This window comes from Streptomyces sp. NPDC006544, assembly GCF_040611715.1.
Taxonomy (GTDB): domain Bacteria; phylum Actinomycetota; class Actinomycetes; order Streptomycetales; family Streptomycetaceae; genus Streptomyces.
Genome location: NZ_JBEXOV010000001.1, coordinates 116,643 through 138,918, shown reverse-complemented (window position 1 = coordinate 138,918; position 22,276 = coordinate 116,643). Strand labels below are relative to the sequence as shown.

The window sequence follows — 22,276 nt, the reverse complement described above, 5'->3', positions numbered from 1 at the left end:
CCCGGCCCCGTTCGCCTGGTTGAACGCTGGCGTCGCTCCAGCCGATCCCGCCGAACGCGCGGGCAGCAGCCGCGAAGCGCTCACGAACCGGTAGGCGGAGTGTCTCTTTGGCCGCCGGGCGCTCGCGAACAGGCGCAGCGACGCGCTTCTTGACGACTGAGGGGCCGTCAGTTAATGGCGAACCGAGCGGTCCACGTGAACCTCTCGTCCCGCGCGTCTACTCGCGTCCCGGTGCGTGGCCGCCGACTCGGCCATTCACAACGCTGTCGCCCAGGGAACGGGCGCCGTGTGTAGCTGTCCGGCCGGCGGCTCTATCGCAGGTCTATCGCGACTCGTGCCGCACAACGACAAAGACCTGGACTCAGTGGGACTGGGTCCAGGTCTTCATGCTTGGCACTTCAGCAGGTCAGCGGATGTTTCTTGCTGGTCCAGCAGGAGTGCCCCCGGCAGGATTCGAACCTGCGCACACGGCTCCGGAGGGCATGGGTCGTCACCCTAGAGCAGTCTCCTGACCTGGGAGGACAGGCATCAAGTTCCAAGGGTGTGGATTCTCACGCGCTACTCACTCGGATCACCCACGAAGCATTGGAGCCGCCGTCGTGCATCGGAGGCACAGTCAGCGCGGTGCTGTGCCGGTGCCGTGATGCGCCGCTGGAGGAGCGACGGCTGCTGACGGCACGTGATGGACCTGCCCCTCTTACGGCCGGCCCGTGTGGCGCATGGTGCACCCACCAGCATCGTCAGCGGATTGCGTCGAGTGGACGCCGAACATGACTTCTCAGCGCTAGGCTCGGTGGATCTGTACCTTGGGAGGGGTAAGTGGACGCTCAAGTACTCGCCGCAGAAATCGTGCCCTTTGCGGTAACGGCAGTCTCCACATACGGGGCTGCTGTTCTCACGCGGTTGGAAGTAGCAGCAGCAGACGGCACGGTGTCTCTTGGGCATCGCCTGATCCAGCGTCTCCTGTCGAGGCAGGGTACTGAAAGCGGGATCGAATCGGCCGTAACCGACCTTGCCGAAGACCCGAATGACCCAGACCTACAGGCAGTCTTGCGTGTCCGCATAAAGGCTGCGATTCTCGCCGACGCTGAACTTGCGAACGAGCTGCGAGAGATGCTTGGTCAAGGAGCAACCTCGATCGTGGCCTCGGGCGAGCGATCAGTAGCGGCGAATGTGATCAGTGGCATAGTCAGCACTGGAGACTCTGCGACCATCCAGCGCTGATGGGTAGGAAGAAGAGGGCGAAGCGAAAATACGACGTAAAAGCCCGAGGCCCTTCCTCGATCGCAGTATCTCAAAACTTCGGCGTCGCGAGCACCGGTGCTAATGCGCATTTCGACATGCGTAGGGTGGCTGTGTCCCTTGACTCTTCGGAACCTGCCTCAGTCGAAGGCCTATCGAATCTTCCATTTGCTGACACGGCGGGGTTCGTTGGTCGGCGGTTGGAATTAGCAGCAATGTCCGATTTGCATGCCGAGGCTGTGTGTGTGATTCACGGCTTAGGGGGTACAGGCAAGACGCGAATCGCCCTCGAAAGGGCGCGTGTGGGAGTCGAGTCCAGAGTGGCCACATGGTGGATCACTGCCGATTCGCCGGAGAATCTGGCGCTCGGCCTGGCAGGGCTGACGTCCGCCATCTCGCCATCACTGGCCCTTGGTCTGAGCACCTCTGAGGGCGCCGCTTGGGCCATGAGTTGGCTGCGGCGCACACCTGGCTGGTTGCTAGTTCTGGATAACGTCGAAGAACCGCGAGTCATTCGCGACTTGGTGGCCAGTCCTGCAGGCGGGCGCATTATCATCACCTCACGGCGAAGGTACGGCTGGGATGGGATCGGCAGAGAGGTTTCACTAAATCCTCTGAGCCGCACAGAGGCGGTGCAGCTGCTTGCCGAGCTCGTAGGAACCGACTTGGATTCCATCTCCGGTCCGACCCTTGACGCAATTGCCGAAGAGTTGGGGGACTTGCCTCTGGGCCTTGTTCAGGCCGGTTCCTACCTAATGCAGACGCAAGTCTCCCCGACCTACTACTTGACAAGGCTGCGTTCTCATGCAGAGCGGATGTATAGGGCCTTGCCTGAAGGGCGGAACCCGGAGCGGACTATCGCGCGCATATGGGATATCACGTTAGAAGCGATTGCAGTCCGGAACCCGCAGGCAATCAAGGTCCTTGAGGTTCTGTCGTATTTCGCCTCGGATGATCTACCACGGCAAATCTTGGATTCCGCGTTCGAAGACGAGCTAGATGGCAACGAAGCGCTAACCCTACTGGCGTCTTACAGCATGATCCAACTACGGCCTTCGGCCATCGATATTCATCGCCTCGTTCAGGCGGTCGTACGCTCGAAGCCTTCCCTTTCCGATGCGCCAACATCCGGTGCCACTCGGGCGCTTGACCTCATGGCCGAGTTTGTTCACGGAGACGTGAGGGACTTCCGGTCGTGGCCCAAGTGGAGATCCCTGCTCCCCCATATCGAGACGTTGATCAATCACCTGCCAGGCGACACTAGCAGTGAAAAATTCAGGTATTTGATCGCCGAGACGGCATCTTTCTATAGCAGCCAAGATCAGTCGGCCGAGGCTATAAGGCTCAGGGAACGGGCTCTCGTGGCCTCCAGAGCAGAAAATGATCAGGAGAGCGTCTTTACCAACCTCGCCAACCTTGCTGATGACTACAAGGACTGTGGCGATCTACTGAAAGCGGTGGAGCTAGCCGAGCAGGCAGTCGAGGCCAGTAGTCAAGTCGTTGAGGGTGAACGTAGTCACCTTCATTCCCTCATGGTGCGGGGAGCGATACGACATTCGTTGGGCGACAACCAAGGTGCAACGGAGGACATGACCGCAGCTTTGGTCCTAGTGCGCTCCAGGCCCCCTGAATTCATCAGCAATGAAACGTTCGTGACGCTTCTAGGCAACATGGCGGCTATTGCGCGAGACGCGGGACTGTACGACCAAGCCATGAAGGCAATGAGGGAGGCATTGCATATGTTGGAGAAATTCAGCATCGACGGGCCGATTCTCCTGCCTTGCCTTAATAACCTTGCGGCACTGTATCGGGATGTCGGGCGCCCATCGGAGGGCCTTCCTTACGCGAGGAAGGCCCTCAGGGTGAGCGAGGAAATTTACGGCAAACGTCACACCTTGGTTATCGCGGCGTGCAGCAATCTAGCGGCCCTCTATCGATCACTCCAGCGGCCCCATGACGCCGTAAAGTTGGCCCGCAGGGCACTGGAGGATGCCCAGGCTCTGGTCGGTATAGACGGTTCCCTGACGGCTATCTGTATGAACAATCTTTGTTCCGATTACATACGAGCCGGTCGGTATGATGAAGCCTTGCCGTTGGCCAAGGAGGCACTTCGAATCACGGAAAGCAATCTCGGTGACGGTCACTCGTCTATGGCTAATCGACTGAGTCAATTGGCGGCGATATTCTACCATCAAGGTCGGCATCGAGAGGCTTTGCCGTACGCGGAGAGGGCTTTCCAGATTGCGGCAGGCGCAGTCGGCAAGGGGCATCCCTTGACAATTTCAACTCTGGGGAATTTGGCTATGAATTATGTGGCGATCGGAGACCTTGCTGCCGCGGCTTGGGCTGCTTCTGAAGGCTACGATCAAGCTCTAGCGAGGTATGGTCCCGAACATGAAACTACTCAACTTTTTAAAGAGTTGAATTCAGGCTGACGGCCGAAAACGTACGAAGTGTGGTCAAGGGGTACGTAAGTGATGCGGGCAGCCCGGACAGCTCCGTAGGAGGCTGTCCGGGCTGTTTCTGCTGCTCAGCGACACAACCGGACACTCGGACAGCGGGGACACTCCCTCTCGTTGGACGGTGCATGCGAAGCTGGAGCGCGACCCCTGTTGAAGGAGGAGTGCGTGCCGAGCGCTAGCCCGCGTGGGACGTATCAGGTGATCTCTCAGGTGCTGCGTGAGCGGATCGCTGCTGGTGACTACGCAGACGGGTTGCCGTCTGAGGCAGAGATCGGGCAAGAGTTCGGTGTGGCCCGCACGACTGTGCGGCGCGCGCTGCGGGCCCTCGAAGAGGCAGGGGCCATCAAGGCCGTCGCGGGCGTTGGGCGTGCGGTGGCCGGGGGCGCCGATGCTCCGCCGTACGAGCGGATCATGAATGACCTGCTGGGGCAGATCCGGAGCGGGGAGCTTCCCGCCGGCGCCCGGCTGCCGAGCGAGGCAGCGCTCGCTGAGACCTACTCGGTTGCCCGTGGGACCGTGCGCCGTGCGGTGCGCGAGCTGGAGATGTCCGGGCACGTCGAGGCTCGGCACGGCGTGGGGCGGTTCGTTCGCTCCGCCTCCTGAAACTCGAACCCTGAACTCCTGGCTCTGACTCCATCGGAGGCGCTGGACATGCAGTTGGCCAAGTGGGCACACGATCTCGCCGAGTCCCTACTCGCCGATGACCTGCCGCGGCGTTGGGCTCACTCTCAGCGGGTCTACACACAAGCCCTGGCGTTGGCGCCGGCGCTTGGTGCCGACGCCGAGCTGCTAGCCGCCGCTGGTCGCTGCAACGAGCGAGGCCTACGGCAGGGGAGACCCCAAGAGCATGAGGCGGTTCCCCTGCCGTCCCACCCATGTGCCATATGGCGTCAGCACCGCCGCCACCTCCTCAAGCCCGATGATTTCTCGCATCGTAAACATAGAAGGCGCTATGAAAGGCTGGGCAAGACCGACAGCTCCTGCGGGCTTGAATCCCATTCTCTCCGCGCTGTTCGCCGAAAATGTGGGGCGATAGCCGTTGAGGAAAACAGCAAGGCGGATTGCGTCCTGAACTGGTCCGTTGACTTGAACGATCCTGATGAATTCTTTCCAGTTGGCTTCCTTTCCTGGCATCCTGTGTCCCTCAGCGTCGATCATTGCATCGAGCCATGCCGTGCGCTGCTCCCGGGAAAGTCCGAGAACGAACTCTTCTGGCGTCGACGAAGCTATTCCGGAGCGTTGTACCAGGTCGGTCACGTAAGCCCGACGGAGTCGGAAATGATGCGCGCGTAGGTGTCCTACCTTGCGTTGCCGCGAGGAAATGGAGTGCGGCACGTCTTTTAGGAGCAGCTTTAGCTTCTCGATCTGAACCGGCTTGGATTGGAATATGGAACCGTCGTAGGATCCGGCGCGTTCGGCTTCGCGCAGAGTTCCATCACCCCAAAGCCAGGCTATTACACGTGCGTCTGTCAGGCTCAGCGGTCTCGTAGCCTGGGTGTCCGCGGGTGCGGAGAGGCGAAGGCGATTATCGCTATGCAGCTCTGAAGTGCGTACCAATTCGCCGACGTGGTGAAATCCGGTCGATGCGCGGATCAAAACGTGGATCCTTGTCATGTGTACCTGGTATCCGCGCGGGCTGGTGAAGACGCGATTGCAAGCCTGGCATCGCGATTCTCGCGGAACGGGTACTTTCCGCCGCGTCTCGGACCACCAGGTCTGCCCCTCGGCTACGTCTGCATGCCACGTGCCGTTGCCGATCCGCCAGACAGGCGTGTCGGGTTGGCGGAGCACCCGTTGCACGGGTGTCCAAGCGGTTGTCTCCGATGCGGAGTTGAAGCCAAGGGTGAGGTCCCCCTGTTGAACCGCACCCAAGAGCTTCCAGCCCTGTTGAGTCAGGACGTGTGTCGTCAGCGGAACGCCTGCCGGCTGCATCATGAGGCGACGCTAGCGTCGGTCGTGGCCATCAGGGCGACGATCGACGCCATGTGCTGCGGTGAACCCCCGCGGCGCTCTCTCGGCTCGAAGAGATGCAGTTGGTTGGCCTGCCGCATCCTCACGCGCCACTCACGCGAGAACAGTGAGAGACAACGAGAAAACCCCGGACTCAGTGGGACTGAGTTCGGGGCTTTTTCTTTGGCACTTGCGCTGGTCAGCGGATGTTCTCGCTGGTCCTTGCGAAGTGCCCCCGGCAGGATTCGAACCTGCGCACACGGCTCCGGAGGCCGTTGCTCTATCCCCTGAGCTACGGGGGCGCGTCATCGCGTTGCGGCGACGGGTTGAACACTACCAGCTTCCGGACGGTGATCAGGAACGGATTGAGGGGGAGAGGGGGGTGCGTCGCTCGGTGGGGGTGGAAGTGGCAAAAAGCCGGACGCGGGGGCCCCGGCCGACCTACTCTCGAGTTGTGTCGGGCGCCTCGGGCCGGGTGCTTGTTGTCGACGACAACAAGGTCATCCGGCAGCTGATCAGGGTCAATCTCGAGCTGGAGGGCTTCGAGGTCGTGACCGCGAACGATGGTGCCGAGTGCCTGGACGTCGTGCACCACGTGCTGCCCGACGTGATCACCCTTGATGTGGTCATGCCTCGTCTGGACGGCTTCGGTGCGGTCGCGAAGCTGCGGGCCGATCCGAGGACGCGGCAGTTGCCCGTGGCCATCGTGAGTGCGTGCACGCAGTACGAGGTGGAAGCCGGCGTCGCCGACGGGGTGGACGCCTTCCTCGCCAAGCCCTTCGAGCCCGCCGAGCTGGTGCGGGTCGTGCGGCGGCTCATCGAGCGCCGCGACCGGAGGGAGAGGAAAGGGACACCCGCCGGGAGAGGCCGGGGGTGAATCCCGGCTCGCGGGTGCATGGCCGGGTGCACGGCCGGGTGCGGGGCTCGGTTCGCGGTGCGGCAGGCCTCTGTTCACATGGCGAAACCCTTCGCGTGACCCCGGGCCTTCTCGCCTAGGCTGGGCACGTGACCCCCGCTGACCTTTCCCCTGTCGTCGTGCGCGCCGTGCGCTGCGCCGTCGAGGACGGGGAGCTGCCCGCCGGTGCGGTCGTGCCCGAGCGGGTCGTCGTCGAGCGGAGCCGGCCCGGTGGAGTGGGGGACTACGCCTCTCCCGTCGCCTTCCGGGTGGGCAAGGACGCCGGCGTCGCGCCCCGGGACGTGGCCGAGATACTGGCCGGCCGGCTGGGCCGCGTACCCGGGATCGAGCGCGTGGAGATCACCGGCGCCGGGTTCCTGAACTTCGTCCTCGTCGAGAGTCCCGTCGCCGAGCTCGTACGGGGCGTTCGCGCGCGCGGCGCGCGGTACGGCTTCGCCCCCGACGCCGAGCTGGACGGGCTGGGCGGGCGGGTCGTGGGGGAGGCCGTCCTGCCCCTCGACGGCGAGTTGAGGGAGCGGGTCGTGCGGGGCGCCGTCCTGCGGATCCTTCACAGCCAGGGGCACGGTGCGGAACAGGGGCACGGCGACGGGCACCGGCCGGCCGGCGTCGCGCCCGTGGCCCGGCGGGACGGGGATGTCGTGGCCGTCTACGGCGGCGACGCCGCCGCCTGGGCGATGCTCGGCGTTCCCGCCCACGAGACGCCCGTGTTTCCTGCGTGGCTGCCGGTGCAGGACGAGTCCAGCGAGTTCTTCCGGGTGAGGTACGCGTACAGCAGGGCTTGCGCGCTCGGCCGCAACGCCGAACAGCTGGGGTTCCGCGGGGAGGCAGGCGACCTCGGCGAGGCAGGCGACCTCGGGGAGGCCGCCCACCTCGGCGAGGCCGGCGCATTCAGCGAATCGAGCGCCGATCCCCGCGAAGCCACGGCCCCGGGCACCCCCGCCCCCGCCCCCGCCACCCCCCTCCTCCGCGCCCTCGCCGACTACCCCCTCGTCCTCGAAGCCGCCGCGCACCACCGTGCGCCCGAGCGGCTCGTGCGGCACCTGGTCGTGCTGGCGGACGCGCTGCTCGACTTCCAGTACACCGTGCCCGTCCTGCCCAAGGGGGACGAGAAACCCTCGGCCGCCCATCGCGCCCGGCTGGCCCTTGCCGAAGCCGCCGGGACGGTGCTGGCCGGTGGCCTGGCCCTGCTCGGTATAGACGCGCCCGACCGCCTGTGACGGATGCGCACGTGATCCGTTGTGTTTCGCCTGCGATCCGGATGATCCGGATGACTGTGAAGAGAGAATTTCGATGAGCCGTTCCGCGCACCCCGCCGGGCCCCGCCACGCCGACGTACTGCCCGAGGGGCACTACTCCCCGCCGGCCGCCGATCTCAACGCCCTGGACGAGAAGGTCTGGGCACGGACCGTCGGCCGGACGGCCGACGGTGTCGTCACCGTCGGCGGGATCGAAGTGACCGCGCTCGCCGAGGAGTTCGGCACGCCCGCCTATTTCCTCGACGAAGAGGACTTCCGGGCGCGCTGCCGGGCCTGGGCGCACGCCTTCGGGCCGGACGCCGACGTGTTCTACGCCGGAAAGGCGTTCCTTTCCAAGGCCGTCGTGAAGTGGCTCAAGGAGGAGGGACTGAACCTGGACGTGTGCTCCGGCGGGGAGCTCGCCACCGCGCTCGCCGCCGGCATGCCCGCCGAGCGCATCGCCTTCCACGGGAACAACAAGTCCCACGCCGAGATCACCCGCGCCGTCGAGGCCGGGGTCGGGCGGATCGTGCTCGACTCCTTCCAGGAGATCGCCCGTGTCGCGCACATCGCCCGCGAGCTCGGCGTACGCCAGCCCGTGCAGATCCGCGTGACCGTCGGCGTCGAGGCCCACACGCACGAGTTCATCGCGACCGCGCACGAGGACCAGAAGTTCGGCATCGCCGTGGCGGACGGTTCCGCCGCCGAGGCCGTACGCCGCGCCCTCGGGCACGACAGCCTGGAGCTGCTCGGCGTCCACTCCCACATCGGCTCGCAGATCTTCGACATGGCGGGCTTCGAGGTCTCCGCGAAGCGGGTCGTCCGGCTGCTCGCCGCCGTGCGCGACGAGCACGGGGTCGAACTCCCCGAGATCGACCTCGGCGGCGGGCTCGGCATCGCGTACACCTCCGACGACGACCCCCGGGAACCCCACGAGATCGCCAAGGCGCTGTACGAGATCGTCGCCCGCGAATGCGAGAGCGCCGGACTGCGCGCGCCGCGCATTTCCGTGGAGCCCGGCCGCGCCATCGTCGGCCCGACCGCGTTCACCCTGTACGAGGTCGGGACGATCAAGCCGCTGGAGGGACTGCGGACGTACGTCTCCGTGGACGGCGGCATGTCCGACAACATCCGCACCGCGCTCTACGACGCCGAGTACGCCGTCACCCTCGTCTCGCGGACCTCCGACGCCGAACCCATGCTCGTCCGTGTCGTCGGCAAGCACTGCGAGAGCGGTGACATCGTGGTGAAGGACGCGTTCCTGCCGGCGGACCTCGCCCCCGGCGACCTGATCGCGGTCCCGGCCACCGGCGCCTACTGCCGCTCCATGGCCAGCAACTACAACCACGCGTTGCGTCCGCCGGTGGTCGCGGTGCGCGACGGACAGGCGCGCGTCATCGTCCGCCGCGAGACGGAGGAAGATCTCCTGCGCCTCGACCTCGGATAATGAAATCGGTGTCTCACTCAATGGACCGAGGATGGAAAGTGCTGTCCATTGAGTGAGACTGGTTTACACCTGACGCGCAAAACCGCGGGCCGGGTAGCGATGGAAGATCGAAAGGCGTAGGTCGAATGATGCGTACGCGTCCGCTGAAGGTGGCGCTGCTGGGCTGTGGAGTGGTCGGCTCAGAGGTGGCCCGCATCATGACGACGCACGCCGACGATCTGACGGCCCGGATCGGCGCGCCCGTGGAGCTCGCCGGCGTGGCCGTGCGCCGCCCCTCCAAGGTGCGTGAGGGCATCGACCCGGCGCTGATCACCACCGACGCGACCGCCCTGCTCAAACGCGGCGACATCGACGTCGCCATCGAGGTCATCGGCGGCATCGAGCCGGCCCGCACCCTGATCACCACCGCCTTCGAGCACGGGATCTCCGTCGTCTCGGCCAACAAGGCGCTGCTCGCCCAGGACGGCGCCGCGCTGCACGCCGCGGCCGAGCAGCACGGGCTGGACCTCTACTACGAGGCCGCCGTCGCCGGCGCCATCCCGCTGGTCCGCCCGATGCGCGAGTCCCTCGCCGGCGACAAGATCAACCGGGTGATGGGCATCGTCAACGGCACGACGAACTTCATCCTCGACAAGATGGACTCCACCGGCGCGGGTTACCAGGAGGCGCTCGACGAGGCCACCGCCCTCGGATACGCCGAGGCCGACCCCACCGCCGACGTCGAGGGCTACGACGCCGCCGCCAAGGCCGCGATCCTGGCCGGCATCGCCTTCCACACCCGGGTCCGCCTCGACGACGTCTACCGCGAGGGGATGACCGAGGTCAGCGCCGCCGACTTCGCGTCGGCCCGGCGCATGGGCTGCACCATCAAGCTCCTGGCGATCCTGGAGCGGGCCGCCGACGGGGAATCCGTCACCGCCCGGGTGCACCCCGCCATGATCCCGCTGACGCATCCGCTCGCTTCCGTCCGCGAGGCGTACAACGCCGTCTTCGTCGAGGCGGAGGCCGCCGGGCGGCTCATGTTCTACGGGCCCGGCGCGGGCGGTTCGCCGACCGCGTCGGCGGTGCTCGGCGACCTGGTCGCCGTCTGCCGCAACAAGCTCGCCGAGGCAACGGGGCCCGGCGAGTCGGCGTACACCCAGCTGCCGGTCAGCCCCATGGGCGACGTCGTCACGCGGTACCACATCAGCCTCGATGTGGCCGACAAGCCGGGCGTCCTCGCCCAGGTGGCGACCACGTTCGCGGAGCACGGTGTCTCGATCGATACCGTACGACAGCAAGGACGTCCGGACGGGGTCGGCAATGAGGCCTCCCTCGTCGTCGTCACCCACCGCGCGCCCGACGCCGCCCTTTCCGGGACCGTCGAGGCACTGCGGAAGCTGGACACCGTCCGCGGTGTGGCCAGCATCATGCGTGTTGAAGGGGAGTAAGGACCCATGACCAGCAATCGCACCCACCAGTGGCGCGGCATCATCGAGGAGTACCGGGACCGCCTGCCGGTGACGGACGCGACGCCCGTGGTCACGCTCCGCGAGGGCGGAACTCCCCTCGTCCCCGCACAGGTGCTCTCGGAGCGCACCGGCTGCGAGGTACACCTCAAGGTCGAGGGTGCGAACCCCACCGGGTCCTTCAAGGACCGCGGCATGACCATGGCGATCACCAAGGCCAAGGAGGACGGCGCGAAGGCCGTCATCTGCGCGTCCACGGGCAACACCTCGGCCTCCGCCGCCGCGTACGCGGTGCGCGCCGGCATGGTCTGCGCGGTCCTCGTGCCCCGCGGCAAGATCGCGCTCGGCAAGATGGGCCAGGCCCTGATCCACGGCGCGAAGATCCTGCAGGTCGACGGCAACTTCGACGACTGCCTGGACCTCGCCCGCGCGCTGTCCGACAACTACCCGGTCGCGCTGGTCAATTCCGTCAACCCGGTGCGCATCGAGGGCCAGAAGACGGCCGCGTTCGAGATCGTCGACGCGCTCGGCGACGCTCCCGACATCCACGTGCTGCCCGTCGGCAACGCCGGCAACATCACCGCGTACTGGAAGGGCTTCACGGAGTACAAGGCCGACGGCCCGGCCTCCCGTACGCCCCGCGTGTGGGGTTTCCAGGCCTCCGGTTCCGCGCCCATCGTGCGCGGCGAGGTCGTCAAGGAGCCGCACACCATCGCCACCGCGATCCGGATCGGCAACCCGGCCTCCTGGGACCACGCCCTGCGGGCCCGGGACGAGTCGGGCGGCTTCATCGACGAGGTGACGGACCGGCAGATCCTGGCCGCCTACCGCCTGTTGGCCGCGCAGGAGGGCGTCTTCGTCGAGCCCGCCTCGGCGGCTTCGGTCGCCGGCCTGCTCAAGGCCGCCGAGCTCGGTCTGGTCGACCCCGGCCAGAAGATCGTGTGCACGGTCACCGGCAACGGCCTGAAGGACCCCGACTGGGCGGTCGCCGGCGCTCCGCAGCCGGTCGTCATTCCGGTCGACGCCGAGGCCGCGGCCGGGCGCCTCGGTCTCATCTGATCCGCCTTCCGGTCGTCGGCCGAGTCGCCGGATTCCGGAAGTCCTTCGAAATCTTTCGAGGGCAGGGGAATCCGGCAACTCGGGCCGTACGGCACCAAAAGACCGGCCGGAACCCGGGTCGGCGGGCGGGCACCCGCGACACGCTTCGTGCGCCTGCTGTGCGCCCTATGTCGGAGGAGAACCTTCCTTCGATAGGCTGTACTTACATCCGCCGCCGCGCATATGACCGGGGTGCTGCCCACAGGGCCTTCGGGTGTCGTACGTTCTCCAGTACATTCACAGCGAGCCAGCAGAACGTCTCGTCTCGCACAGTCACAAGGAGTGTCATCGGACGATGGCCGGTCCAGCATTCCGCGCCGCCGCCGTACGGGTGCGCGTTCCCGCCAGCAGTGCCAACCTCGGTCCGGGCTTCGACGCCCTCGGCCTGGCCCTGGGGCTCTACGACGACGTCGTCGTCCGCGTGGCCGATACGGGCCTGAACATCGACATCGCGGGTGAGGGCGCCGACACCCTCCCGCGGGACGAGAGCCACCTCCTCGTGCGCTCCATGCGCACCGCCTTCGACCTGCTGGGCGGCCAGCCGCGCGGCCTCGAGGTCGTCTGTGCCAACCGCATCCCGCACGGCCGCGGCCTCGGCTCCTCCTCCGCCGCCATCTGCGCCGGCATCGTCGCCGCCCGCGCCGTGACCATAGGCGGAGAGGCCAAGCTCGACGACGCGGCGCTCCTGGAGCTCGCCACCGAGATCGAGGGCCACCCCGACAACGTCGCCGCCTGTCTCCTCGGCGGTTTCACCCTCGCCTGGATGGACGGCGGCAGCGCCAAGGCGATCCGCATGGAGCCCGCCGAGTCGATCGTCCCGGTGGTCTTCGTCCCCTCCAAGCCGGTCCTGACCGAGACCGCCCGCGGCCTGCTGCCGCGCACGGTCCCGCACGTGGACGCGGCCCTCAACGCGGGTCGCGCGGCCCTGCTCGTCGAGGCCCTGACCAGGCGTCCCGAGTTCCTGCTGCCGGCCACCGAGGACCGCCTCCACCAGGAGTACAGGTCCCCGGCGATGCCCGAGAGCGTGGCGCTCGTGGCCCGGCTGCGCGCGGACGGCATCCCCGCGGTGATCTCCGGCGCGGGCCCCACGGTCCTCGCGCTGGTCGACAACGGCGCGGCCGACAAGGTCGCGCGGCTCGCGGGCGAGGGGTGGGCGGCCAACCGGCTCGCACTCGACGCCGCGGGCGCGAGCGTCCTTCCGCTCGGTACCCAGGGCGGCTGACCGATGCCGTACGCGCCGTAGTGCGGGAATAAGCACCGTCACCCGGCCCGGGGCGGGCGGCCAGGGCAGGCCGCCCGCGCGGAAGGGCTCTATTGCCGGTGATGGAGAGGGGGAATATCTGTTGGATCCGGTAGTGTTAGTCTCAAGTGCGCATCCGAAGCCGCCATGGCTTGGTGCTCAGTGTCCCTGTCAGGGACCACCTTTCTTCCGGGAGCCTCCCCGACTGCTTTGAACGCTGCCAGCAGTTTCGAGCACGCTCCGGAATCGGCGTGACATTCCCACGCTTCCAGCTCGGGGGCTTCTCGCCGGAACCACCCATGCACATGCACGTTTCTCTCCGCCGTATCTCTACCGGCGGACCACCGCCCCGGCACAGTCCACCAATCCCGGACTGCCGTCGGACAGCACAACCGGTCGCCGAGCCAGACAGGCCGACGTCCGCTCCAGGGAAGGACCCTTCGTGAGCGACACCACCGATCTGATGGGCGCTGCCGACACCAATGTCGACACCAGTGCCCCCGCCGCGACCAAGCGTCGCCGCTCCGGCACCGGCCTTGACGGCATGGTCCTGGCCGAGCTGCAGCAGGTCGCGTCGGGCCTGGGCATCAGGGGCACCGCGCGGATGCGCAAGGGCCAGCTGATCGAGGTCATCAAGGAGGCGCAGGCGGGAGGCGGCGCCCCCAAGGCCGCGGCCTCCGCGCCCGCCACCGCCACCGCCGTGGACAGCACCGAGGCCAAGCCGAAGCGCCGTGCCACCAGCAAGGCCCGCACGGGCGAGACGGCCGCCCCGGCCCCCGTCGAGAAGACCGCCGCGCAGGCGCAGATCGACATCCCGGGCCAGCCTGCCAGTGACGACGCCCCGGTCGGCGAGCGTCGCCGCCGTCGGGCCACCGCGCCCTCCGGCAGCCCCGAGGCTGCGGCTCCCGCCGCCGCCGTGCAGGTCGAGCAGAAGACCGAGACGGCCCCGGCCGCGCAGGCCGAGGTCAAGGCGGAGGCCGCCCCCGCGGTCTCCGGCCAGGCGCAGGGCCAGGAAGGCGAAGGCCGCGGCCGGCGCGACCGCCGCGAGCGCGGCGCCGAGCGGGGCGAACGCCAGCGCGACCGCCGCGAGCGCGGTGCCAAGACCGACGACCAGGGCCAGGCCGGCCAGGGTCAGGCCGGTCAGGGTCAGGCCGGTCAGGGTCAGGCCGGTCAGGGCCAGAACCAGGGCGGCGGCCGGCAGGACCGGACCGACCGTCAGGACCGCCAGCAGCAGGGCGGCCGCGGCCAGGGCCAGGGTCAGCAGGGCGGCCGTCAGGACCGCGACCGTCAGGACAACGGCCCGCAGGACGACTTCGACGAGGACGGCCGTCGTGGCCGTCGCGGCCGCTACCGCGACCGCCGCGGCCGTCGTGGCCGCGACGAGTTCGCGCCGGCGGAGACGCCGGTCGCCGACGACGACGTCCTGATCCCCGTCGCGGGCATCCTCGACATCCTCGACAACTACGCGTTCATTCGGACCTCGGGCTACCTGCCCGGTCCGAACGACGTGTACGTCTCCCTCGCGCAGGTCCGCAAGGCCGGTCTGCGCAAGGGCGACCACACCACCGGCGCCGTCCGCCAGCCCAAGGACGGCGAGCGCCGCGAGAAGTTCAACGCGCTCGTGCGTCTGGACTCCGTCAACGGCATGGCGCCCGAATCCGGCCGCGGCCGCCCGGAGTTCCAGAAGCTGACCCCGCTCTACCCCCAGGACCGGCTCCGCCTGGAGACCGACCCGGGCGTGCTGACCACCCGCATCATCGACCTCGTGTCGCCGATCGGCAAGGGCCAGCGAGGCCTGATCGTGGCCCCGCCGAAGACCGGCAAGACCATGATCATGCAGGCGATCGCCAACGCGATCACCGTCAACAACCCCGAGTGCCACCTGATGGTCGTCCTGGTCGACGAGCGTCCGGAAGAGGTCACCGACATGCAGCGGTCGGTCAAGGGCGAGGTCATCTCCTCGACCTTCGACCGCCCGGCCGAGGACCACACCACCGTCGCCGAGCTGGCCATCGAGCGCGCCAAGCGTCTCGTCGAGCTCGGCCACGACGTGGTCGTCCTGCTGGACTCCATCACCCGCCTGGGCCGCGCGTACAACCTCGCGGCCCCCGCCTCCGGCCGCATCCTGTCCGGTGGTGTCGACTCGACCGCGCTGTACCCGCCGAAGCGCTTCTTCGGTGCCGCGCGCAACATCGAGGACGGCGGTTCGCTGACCATCCTGGCCACCGCGCTGGTCGACACCGGCTCGCGCATGGACGAGGTGATCTTCGAGGAGTTCAAGGGCACCGGCAACATGGAGCTCAAGCTCGACCGGAAGCTCGCCGACAAGCGCATCTTCCCGGCCGTGGACGTGGACCCCTCGGGCACCCGCAAGGAGGAGATCCTCCTCAACAGCGAGGAGCTCGCCATCGTCTGGAAGCTGCGCCGGGTGCTGCACGCGCTCGACTCGCAGCAGGCCATCGAGCTGCTCCTCGACAAGATGAAGCAGACGAAGTCGAACGCCGAGTTCCTCATGCAGATCGCGAAGACGACCCCCTCGGGCAAGAACGACGACTGAGGTCCCTTCGCGGCACCTGCTCGACGCCGCGTTCCGCGCACCCGACCGCCCCCGCCGCACGCGCGACGGGGGCGGTCGTGTCCGCGGGCGCGGTGCCGCAGGCGTACGGGGACTCGCGCGCCGTGCGACCTTCGCCACACTCCGTATGCGGGCCCCCTCTCGGAGTCACCCTGGTCCCGGGTGAAACCGCAGGTGGGCGACGCGCGGTACGACGGTGGTGTCGGCCGGCCCGCTCCGGCGCGGTGCTCCACGCACTCCGCCCGCCGTGGAACCCCGAAGTGCGTCCGGCCGTCTTCGTCGGAGGGGACGGGGACCGGACCGAGACGGGCAGGGCAGAGGAAAAGCAATGAGCCAGGACAACAGGGGCCGCGGCGGCGAGGCCGTCGCGGGCAGACCACGACGGAGGCCGGCCGGGCGCCGCAGGGCCCTCGCCATCGCCGCGTGGACCGCGGCCGGGGTGGTCCTCCTGGGCGGTGGGGGGCTCGGCTACTTCTACTTCAAGCTCAACGGGAACCTGAAGACGGTCGACATCGACGCGGCCCTCGGCACGGACCGGCCGCAGAACGTGGACAACGGCTCGATGGACATCCTCGTCCTCGGATCCGACTCCCGCGGCGGTGCCAACGGCGAGTACGGCCAGGACGACGGCGGCTCCGCCCGCTCCGACACGGCGATGATCGTCCACCTCAACGAGGGCCACACCAGGGCCGACGTCATATCGATACCCCGCGACACCCTCGTGACCCGGCCCGCGTGCAGGACGCCGGACGGCAAGAGCGACCCCGGCGGCCGGCGCGTGATGTTCAACGAGTCGTACACCGTCGGCGGGGCGGCCTGCGCGGTGGCGACCGTCGAGCAGATGTCAGGGATCCGCATGGACCACTACCTCGAGGTCGACTTCACCGGGTTCAAGAAGATCATCGACAACCTCGGCGGCGTCGAGGTGACGACCACCAAGCCGATCAAGGACGACTTCAGCCACCTCGACCTCCCGGCCGGCCCCCACACGCTCGACGGCGAACAGGCCCTCGGCCTGGTCCGCACCCGCAAGAGCGTCGGCGACGGCGGCGACCTGGGCCGGATACAGCTCCAGCAGGCCTTCATCAAGGCCCTGCTCCACCAGGTCAAGGGCATCGGCGTCTTCGACAACCCCAAGCGGATGCTCGACCTCGCCGACACCGCCACCAAGGCGATCACCACCGACAAGCCCCTCGGCGACGTGAAGTCCCTCATGGCCTTCGCGCAGAGCCTCCAGGGCGTCGGCCCCGAGAACATGCGGATGATCACGCTGCCGGTGACCGCTGACGCCCGCGACCCCAACCGCGTCGTCGCCCTCACCCAGGAGTCCCAGATGGTCTGGGACGCCCTGCTGGCCGACCGGGACGTCCCCGCCGAGGCCACGGCGGGCTCGGCCGGGGACAAGGGCGCGGCGGGCGGGATCGTGCGGTAGCCGACCCCCGTGGAACGCCGGGGCGACCCCGGCGGAATAGATGACGGCCCCCCTCCGTTGAGGGAGGCGTCCTCAGAATTTTGACAGGCAGCCCGGTCCTGGCAGACTGGTCTGTCGGCCCCGGTTCACGCAGCGCGCAATTCGGCTCCTGCGACCCGGCGCCCTCCCGAATCTAGGAGACACCTTGAAGCGCGATGTTCACCCCCAGTACGTCGAGACCCAGGTCAGCTGCACCTGTGGTGCGGCGTTCACCACCCGTAGCACCCTGACCGAGGGCACCATCCGTGCCGAGGTCTGCTCCGAGTGCCACCCGTTCTACACGGGCAAGCAGAAGATCCTCGACACCGGTGGCCGCGTGGCCCGCTTCGAGGCCCGCTTCGGCAAGGCTGCACAGAAGTAGCGAGCTTCGGGCGCCGGTTCCCGGCTGCACCCTGTTTCCACGGGGGCAGCCGGACCGGCGCCTTTCTCGTCCCGCAGCCCTTTTCTTCACATTCACCATCTTCAGGAGCCCCCGATGTTCGAGGCGGTCGAGGAACTGATCGGCGAGCACGCCGATCTTGAGAAGAAGCTCGCCGACCCTTCGGTCCACTCGGATCAGGCCAACGCGCGCAAGCTGAACAAGCGCTACGCGGAGCTGACGCCGATCGTCGCGACCTTCCGTGCCTGGAAGCAGTCGACCGAGGACATCGAGACGGCCAAGGAGTTCGCGGCCGACGACCCGGACTTCCACGCCGAGGTCAAGGAACTGAGCGCCCAGCGCGAAGAGCTCACCGAGAAGCTCCGCCTGCTGCTCGTCCCGCGCGACCCCAGCGACGACAAGGACGTGCTCCTCGAGGTCAAGGCGGGCGCGGGCGGCGACGAGTCGGCCCTGTTCGCCGGCGACCTGCTGCGTATGTACCTGCGCTACGCCGAGCGCGTGGGCTGGAAGACCGAGATCATCGACGCCACCGAGTCCGAGCTCGGCGGCTACAAGGACGTCCAGGTCTCCGTCCGCACCAAGGGCGGCAACGGGGCCACCGAGCCCGGCCAGGGCGTGTGGGCCCGCCTGAAGTACGAGGGCGGCGTGCACCGCGTCCAGCGCGTTCCGGCCACCGAGTCCCAGGGCCGCATCCACACCTCCGCCGCCGGCGTGCTCGTCACCCCGGAAGCCGAGGAGGTCGAGGTCGAGATCAACATGAACGACCTCCGCATCGACGTGTACCGCTCCTCGGGCCCCGGCGGCCAGTCCGTCAACACCACCGACTCGGCCGTGCGCATCACGCACGTCCCGACCGGCGTGGTCGCCTCCTGCCAGAACGAGAAGAGCCAGCTCCAGAACAAGGAGCAGGCGATGCGGATCCTGCGCTCGCGCCTGCTGGCCGCCGCCCAGGAAGCCGCCGAGCAGGAGGCCTCCGACGTGCGCCGCAGCCAGGTGCGCAGCGTGGACCGCTCCGAGAAGATCCGGACGTACAACTACCCGGAAAACCGGATCTCGGACCACCGGACGGGCTTCAAGGCGTACAACTTGGACCAGGTGCTCGACGGGGACCTCGACTCGGTCATCCAGGCGTGTGTCGACACGGACTCCGCCGCCAAGCTCGCGTCCGCGCACTGACCCCGCCCGACCCGCGCCGCAGTACCCCCCGCACCACCCCCCGTACGACAGCAGCCCGGAGGACCAGCGTGAACTTGCTGCTTGCCGAGGTGGCCCAGGCCACCCAGCGGCTGGCCGCCGCCGGCGTGCCCTCACCGCGTTTCGACGCGGAAGAGCTCGCCGCCTTCGTGCACGGCGTCAAACGGGGGGAACTGCACCACGTCAAGGACGCGGACTTCGACGCCCGGTACTGGGAGGCCGTCGCCCGCCGCGAGGCGCGCGAACCGCTCCAGCACATCACCGGCCGCGCCTTCTTCCGGTACCTGGAGCTCCAGGTCGGGCCCGGGGTCTTCGTGCCCCGGCCCGAGACCGAGTCGGTCGTGGACTGGGCCATACAGGCCGTCCGGGCGATGGACGTGGTCGAGCCGCTGATCGTGGACCTGTGCACCGGCTCCGGCGCCATCGCGCTCGCCATGGCGCAGGAGGTGCCGCGCTCGCGCGTGCACGCCGTGGAGCTCTCCGAGGACGCCCTGCGGTGGACCCGCAAGAACGCCGAGGGCTCGCGGGTCACCGTTCACCAGGGCGACGCGCTCAGCGCCCTGCCGGAGCTGGACGGCCAGGTCGACCTGGTCATCTCCAACCCGCCGTACATCCCGCTCACCGAGTGGGAGTACGTCGCCCCCGAGGCCCGGGACCACGACCCCGAGATGGCGCTGTTCTCCGGTGAGGACGGCCTCGACACCATCCGCGGCATCGAGCGCACCGCCCACCGCCTGCTGCGGCCCGGTGGCATCGTCGTCATCGAGCACGCGGACACCCAGGGCGGACAGGTCCCCTGGATCTTCGCCGAGGAGCGGGGCTGGGCCGACGCGGCCGACCACCCCGACCTGAACAACCGCCCGCGCTTCGCCACCGCTCGCAAGGCCCTGCCGTGACCGGCGTGACCAGCGAGAGCACTTCCGCCACCACCCTGCTGCACGAGGAGGCCCGCTGATGGCCCGGCGATACGACTGCAACGACGCGACGGACCGCAAGACGGGCCTGCGTGAAGCCGCATCCGCCGTGCGCCGCGGCGAGCTCGTCGTGCTGCCCACCGACACCCTGTACGGGATCGGCGCGGACGCCTTCAGCGCCGAGGCCGTCGGCGACCTGCTCGCCGCCAAGGGCCGCGGCCGCAACATGCCCACCCCCGTCCTCATCGGGTCCCCGAACACCCTCCACGGGCTGGTCACGGACTTCTCCGAGCAGGCGTGGGAGCTCGTCGACGCCTTCTGGCCGGGCGCGCTGACCCTCGTCGCCAAGCACCAGCCGTCGCTGGCCTGGGACCTGGGGGAGACCCGCGGGACCGTGGCCGTACGCATGCCCCTGCACCCCGTCGCGATCGAGCTGCTGACCGAGGTCGGCCCGATGGCGGTGTCCTCGGCGAACCTGACCGGGCACCCGGCGCCCGAGGACTGCGACGCCGCGCGCGAGATGCTGGGCGACTCCGTGTCCGTGTACCTGGACGGCGGACCGACCCCGGGCATGCAGCCGTCGTCGATCGTCGACGTCACCGGGAAGGTTCCCGTCCTGCTGCGCGAGGGGGCGCTGACCGCCGAGCAGCTGCGGGAGGTCGTACCCGACCTCGAGGTGGCCCCGTGAGCCCTGAGGGGCGTGGCATAGCCGGGGGGTACCTCCCAGCGGTAGCTGGGGGAAGCAGCTCCTTCCGCATACTCCACGTCAGCACCGGCAACGTCTGCCGCTCGCCCATCACCGAGCGGCTGACCAGGCACGCCCTGTCGCACCGGCTGGGCGGCCCCGTGACCGGGGACCTCATCGTCGAGAGCGCGGGCACGTGGGGGCACGAGGGTGCGCCCATGGAGGCCAACGCGGCCGCGGTGCTGGCGGACTTCGGGGCGGACGCGACCGGGTTCACCGGGCGGGAGCTGCTCGACGAGCACGTCATACGGGCGGACCTGGTGCTGACCGCCACGCGGGACCACCGGGCGCAGGTGATCTCGATGGGGCACTCGGCGGGGCTGCGGACCTTCACGCTGAAGGAGTTCACGCGGCTGGTGCGCGCCATAGACCCGGCGACGCTGCCTCCGCTGGAGGACGGGATGGCCGAGCGGGCGCGGTCCCTGGTACGGGCCGCCGCCGCGCTGCGCGGCTGGCTGCTGGCGCCCTCGCCGGACGCCGACGAGGTCTACGACCCGTACGGTGCCCCGATCACGTTCTTCCGGTCGATCGGCGACGAGATCAGCCAGGCGCTGGACCCGGTGGTCACGGCCCTGACGGGCGTCACCGCCTCGCGCTGACCCGGCCGGTGCCCCGCGGGCCCCGACGGGCGGCCTGCCGCGAGGCGCGAAGCCCGGCCGCGGCCTACAGTGGCTGGTACCCGGTACCCCCTGGAGTCGCGCCATGAGCGTCATCACCGAGCCGACGGACCTGCTGCGCAGGCAGGACCCGCAGATGGCCGACGTGCTCGCCGGTGAGGCGCAGCGACAGGCCGGGTCCCTGCAGCTGATCGCCGCCGAGAACTTCACCTCCCGCGCCGTGCTCGCCGCACTCGGCTCCGCGCTCGCCAACAAGTACGCCGAGGGATATCCCGGCGCCCGCCACCACGGCGGCTGTGAGTACGCCGACCTCGCGGAGCGGATCGCCGCGGAGCGGGCCCGCGCCCTCTTCGGGACCGCGCACGCCAACGTGCAGCCGCACTCCGGCTCCGCCGCGGTGCTGGCCGCGTACGCCGCGCTGCTGCGGCCCGGGGACACGGTGCTGGCCATGGGACTGACCTCCGGGGGACACCTCACGCACGGTTCGCCCGCCAACTTCTCCGGACGCTGGTTCGACTTCGTGCCCTACGGGGTGGACGCGGAGACCGGACGCGTCGACTACGAGCAGGTGCAGGAGCTCGCGCACGCCCACCGGCCCAAGGCCATCGTGTGCGGCTCCATCTCCTACCCCCGGCACCTCGAGTACTCCGCCTTCCGCGAGATCGCCGACGAGGTCGGGGCCTACCTCATCGCCGACGCCGCCCACCCCATCGGGCTGGTCGCGGGCGGCGCGGCGCCGAGCCCCGTGCCCTACGCGGACATCGTGTGCGCCACCACCCACAAGGTGCTCCGCGGCCCCCGCGGCGGGATGATCCTGTGCGGCGAGGAGTTCGCCGAGCGGATCGACCGGGCGGTGTTCCCCTTCACGCAGGGCGGCGCCCAGATGCACACGATCGCCGCCAAGGCGGTGGCGTTCGGGGAGGCCTCCGGGCCCGCGTTCACCTCGTACGCCCACCGCGTGGTCGCCAACGCGCGGGCCCTGGCCGACGCGCTCGCGGCCCGCGGGTTCGCGGTCACGACCGGGGGGACGGACACGCACCTGATCACCGCGGACCCCGCGCCGCTGGGCGTCGACGGCCCGGCCGCGCGCGGCCGGCTCGCCGCCGCCGGGATCGTGCTGGACACCTGCGCCCTTCCTTACGGGGACCGGCGCGGGATCCGCCTGGGCACGGCGGCGGTGACCACGCAGGGGATGGGGGAGGCCGAGATGGACCGGATCGCCGCGCTGTTCCGCGCCGCGCTGAGCGGCGGGGAGTCCGCCAAGATCCGCAGGGACGTCAATGAACTGGTGGTCGATTTTCCACCGTACGGGGACCAATAGGGACAGCAGGAGGTACCGCAAC

General features: G+C 68.7%; 18 protein-coding genes and 1 tRNA gene. 17 read left to right on the top strand and 2 right to left on the bottom strand.

From position 1 onward, the window contains the following. Window positions 1-819: 819 nt before the first annotated feature. The 3 genes from ABZY44_RS00590 (at window position 820) to ABZY44_RS00580 (ending at window position 4,307) form a co-directional block, all read left to right on the top strand. Window positions 820-1,224, top strand: a complete 405-nt coding sequence (locus ABZY44_RS00590) for a hypothetical protein (RefSeq protein WP_356649351.1) — start codon at window positions 820-822, stop codon at window positions 1,222-1,224. Further along, window positions 1,224-3,677, top strand: a complete 2,454-nt coding sequence (gene fxsT / locus ABZY44_RS00585; protein WP_356649350.1) for an FxSxx-COOH system tetratricopeptide repeat protein — start codon at window positions 1,224-1,226, stop codon at window positions 3,675-3,677. The genes ABZY44_RS00590 and fxsT overlap by 1 nt, the downstream gene beginning before the upstream one ends. Window positions 3,678-3,869: 192 nt before the next feature. Further along, a complete protein-coding gene (locus ABZY44_RS00580; RefSeq protein WP_356649349.1) occupies window positions 3,870-4,307 on the top strand; it encodes a GntR family transcriptional regulator in 438 nt (145 codons plus the stop codon). Window positions 4,308-4,526: 219 nt separating this feature from the next. On the opposite strand, the gene ABZY44_RS00575 is transcribed toward ABZY44_RS00580, so the two are convergent. Together ABZY44_RS00575 and ABZY44_RS00570 are read right to left on the bottom strand one after the other, a co-directional pair. After that, window positions 4,527-5,318: a hypothetical protein gene (locus tag ABZY44_RS00575; RefSeq protein WP_356649348.1), complete on the bottom strand. Its 792-nt coding sequence runs from the start codon at window positions 5,316-5,318 to the stop codon at window positions 4,527-4,529. Window positions 5,319-5,884: 566 nt separating this feature from the next. After that, window positions 5,885-5,956, bottom strand: a tRNA-Arg gene (locus ABZY44_RS00570). Between the two features lie 104 nt (window positions 5,957-6,060). Between ABZY44_RS00570 and ABZY44_RS00565 the strand changes: the two genes are divergently transcribed. The 14 genes from ABZY44_RS00565 to glyA all read left to right on the top strand — a co-directional run bounded on the left by ABZY44_RS00565 (window position 6,061) and on the right by glyA (window position 22,254). Then, window positions 6,061-6,531 (top strand): response regulator, encoded by a 471-nt coding sequence (locus tag ABZY44_RS00565; protein ID WP_356649434.1) that lies wholly within the window; start codon window positions 6,061-6,063, stop codon window positions 6,529-6,531. Window positions 6,532-6,659: 128 nt separating this feature from the next. Beyond that, the gene (nrtL, locus tag ABZY44_RS00560) at window positions 6,660-7,787 is read left to right on the top strand and encodes an ArgS-related anticodon-binding protein NrtL (protein ID WP_356649347.1); all 1,128 of its coding nucleotides are present in this window, start codon (window positions 6,660-6,662) and stop codon (window positions 7,785-7,787) included. Between the two features lie 73 nt (window positions 7,788-7,860). Then, window positions 7,861-9,252: a diaminopimelate decarboxylase gene (gene lysA / locus ABZY44_RS00555; protein ID WP_356649346.1), complete on the top strand. Its 1,392-nt coding sequence runs from the start codon at window positions 7,861-7,863 to the stop codon at window positions 9,250-9,252. Window positions 9,253-9,377: 125 nt separating this feature from the next. Further along, window positions 9,378-10,682, top strand: coding sequence for a homoserine dehydrogenase (locus ABZY44_RS00550; RefSeq protein WP_356649345.1), 1,305 nt, complete (start codon window positions 9,378-9,380; stop codon window positions 10,680-10,682). Window positions 10,683-10,688: 6 nt separating this feature from the next. Then, a complete protein-coding gene (gene thrC / locus ABZY44_RS00545; RefSeq protein WP_356649344.1) occupies window positions 10,689-11,759 on the top strand; it encodes a threonine synthase in 1,071 nt (356 codons plus the stop codon). 334 nt (window positions 11,760-12,093) lie between these two features. Next, on the top strand, window positions 12,094-13,020 hold the full coding sequence (gene thrB, locus ABZY44_RS00540) for a homoserine kinase (RefSeq protein ID WP_356649343.1): 927 nt from the start codon (window positions 12,094-12,096) through the stop codon (window positions 13,018-13,020). Window positions 13,021-13,480: 460 nt separating this feature from the next. Further along, window positions 13,481-15,595 (top strand): transcription termination factor Rho, encoded by a 2,115-nt coding sequence (gene rho, locus ABZY44_RS00535; RefSeq protein ID WP_356649342.1) that lies wholly within the window; start codon window positions 13,481-13,483, stop codon window positions 15,593-15,595. 346 nt (window positions 15,596-15,941) lie between these two features. Further along, the gene (locus tag ABZY44_RS00530) at window positions 15,942-17,045 is read left to right on the top strand and encodes an LCP family protein (protein ID WP_356649341.1); all 1,104 of its coding nucleotides are present in this window, start codon (window positions 15,942-15,944) and stop codon (window positions 17,043-17,045) included. A 184-nt stretch (window positions 17,046-17,229) separates the two neighbouring features. After that, complete coding sequence (rpmE, locus tag ABZY44_RS00525; RefSeq protein ID WP_356649340.1) at window positions 17,230-17,445, top strand: 50S ribosomal protein L31; 216 nt, start codon at window positions 17,230-17,232, stop codon at window positions 17,443-17,445. 114 nt (window positions 17,446-17,559) lie between these two features. Beyond that, a complete protein-coding gene (gene prfA / locus ABZY44_RS00520; RefSeq protein WP_356649339.1) occupies window positions 17,560-18,639 on the top strand; it encodes a peptide chain release factor 1 in 1,080 nt (359 codons plus the stop codon). A gap of 68 nt (window positions 18,640-18,707) precedes the next feature. Next, a complete protein-coding gene (gene prmC, locus ABZY44_RS00515; protein ID WP_254384242.1) occupies window positions 18,708-19,553 on the top strand; it encodes a peptide chain release factor N(5)-glutamine methyltransferase in 846 nt (281 codons plus the stop codon). A 58-nt stretch (window positions 19,554-19,611) separates the two neighbouring features. Further along, the gene (locus tag ABZY44_RS00510) at window positions 19,612-20,259 is read left to right on the top strand and encodes an L-threonylcarbamoyladenylate synthase (protein WP_356649338.1); all 648 of its coding nucleotides are present in this window, start codon (window positions 19,612-19,614) and stop codon (window positions 20,257-20,259) included. A 17-nt stretch (window positions 20,260-20,276) separates the two neighbouring features. Next, on the top strand, window positions 20,277-20,915 hold the full coding sequence (locus ABZY44_RS00505; RefSeq protein WP_356649433.1) for a protein-tyrosine-phosphatase: 639 nt from the start codon (window positions 20,277-20,279) through the stop codon (window positions 20,913-20,915). A gap of 103 nt (window positions 20,916-21,018) precedes the next feature. Next, window positions 21,019-22,254: a serine hydroxymethyltransferase gene (glyA, locus tag ABZY44_RS00500; protein ID WP_356649337.1), complete on the top strand. Its 1,236-nt coding sequence runs from the start codon at window positions 21,019-21,021 to the stop codon at window positions 22,252-22,254. The last annotated feature ends 22 nt before the right edge of the window (window positions 22,255-22,276 follow it).

What these genes read in the sequence shown, in the direction of transcription:
- fxsT (WP_356649350.1), top strand. Translation starts at nt 1,224, where the DNA reads ATGGGTAGGAAGAAGAGGGCGAAGCGAAAATACGACGTAAAAGCCCGA.
- thrB (WP_356649343.1), top strand. Translation starts at nt 12,094, where the DNA reads ATGGCCGGTCCAGCATTCCGCGCCGCCGCCGTACGGGTGCGCGTTCCC.
- ABZY44_RS00530 (WP_356649341.1), top strand. Translation starts at nt 15,942, where the DNA reads ATGAGCCAGGACAACAGGGGCCGCGGCGGCGAGGCCGTCGCGGGCAGA.
- prfA (WP_356649339.1), top strand. Translation starts at nt 17,560, where the DNA reads ATGTTCGAGGCGGTCGAGGAACTGATCGGCGAGCACGCCGATCTTGAG.
- ABZY44_RS00550 (WP_356649345.1), top strand. Translation starts at nt 9,378, where the DNA reads ATGATGCGTACGCGTCCGCTGAAGGTGGCGCTGCTGGGCTGTGGAGTG.
- thrC (WP_356649344.1), top strand. Translation starts at nt 10,689, where the DNA reads ATGACCAGCAATCGCACCCACCAGTGGCGCGGCATCATCGAGGAGTAC.
- glyA (WP_356649337.1), top strand. Translation starts at nt 21,019, where the DNA reads ATGAGCGTCATCACCGAGCCGACGGACCTGCTGCGCAGGCAGGACCCG.
- lysA (WP_356649346.1), top strand. Translation starts at nt 7,861, where the DNA reads ATGAGCCGTTCCGCGCACCCCGCCGGGCCCCGCCACGCCGACGTACTG.
- ABZY44_RS00575 (WP_356649348.1), bottom strand. Translation starts at nt 5,318, where the DNA reads ATGACAAGGATCCACGTTTTGATCCGCGCATCGACCGGATTTCACCAC.
- ABZY44_RS00510 (WP_356649338.1), top strand. Translation starts at nt 19,612, where the DNA reads ATGGCCCGGCGATACGACTGCAACGACGCGACGGACCGCAAGACGGGC.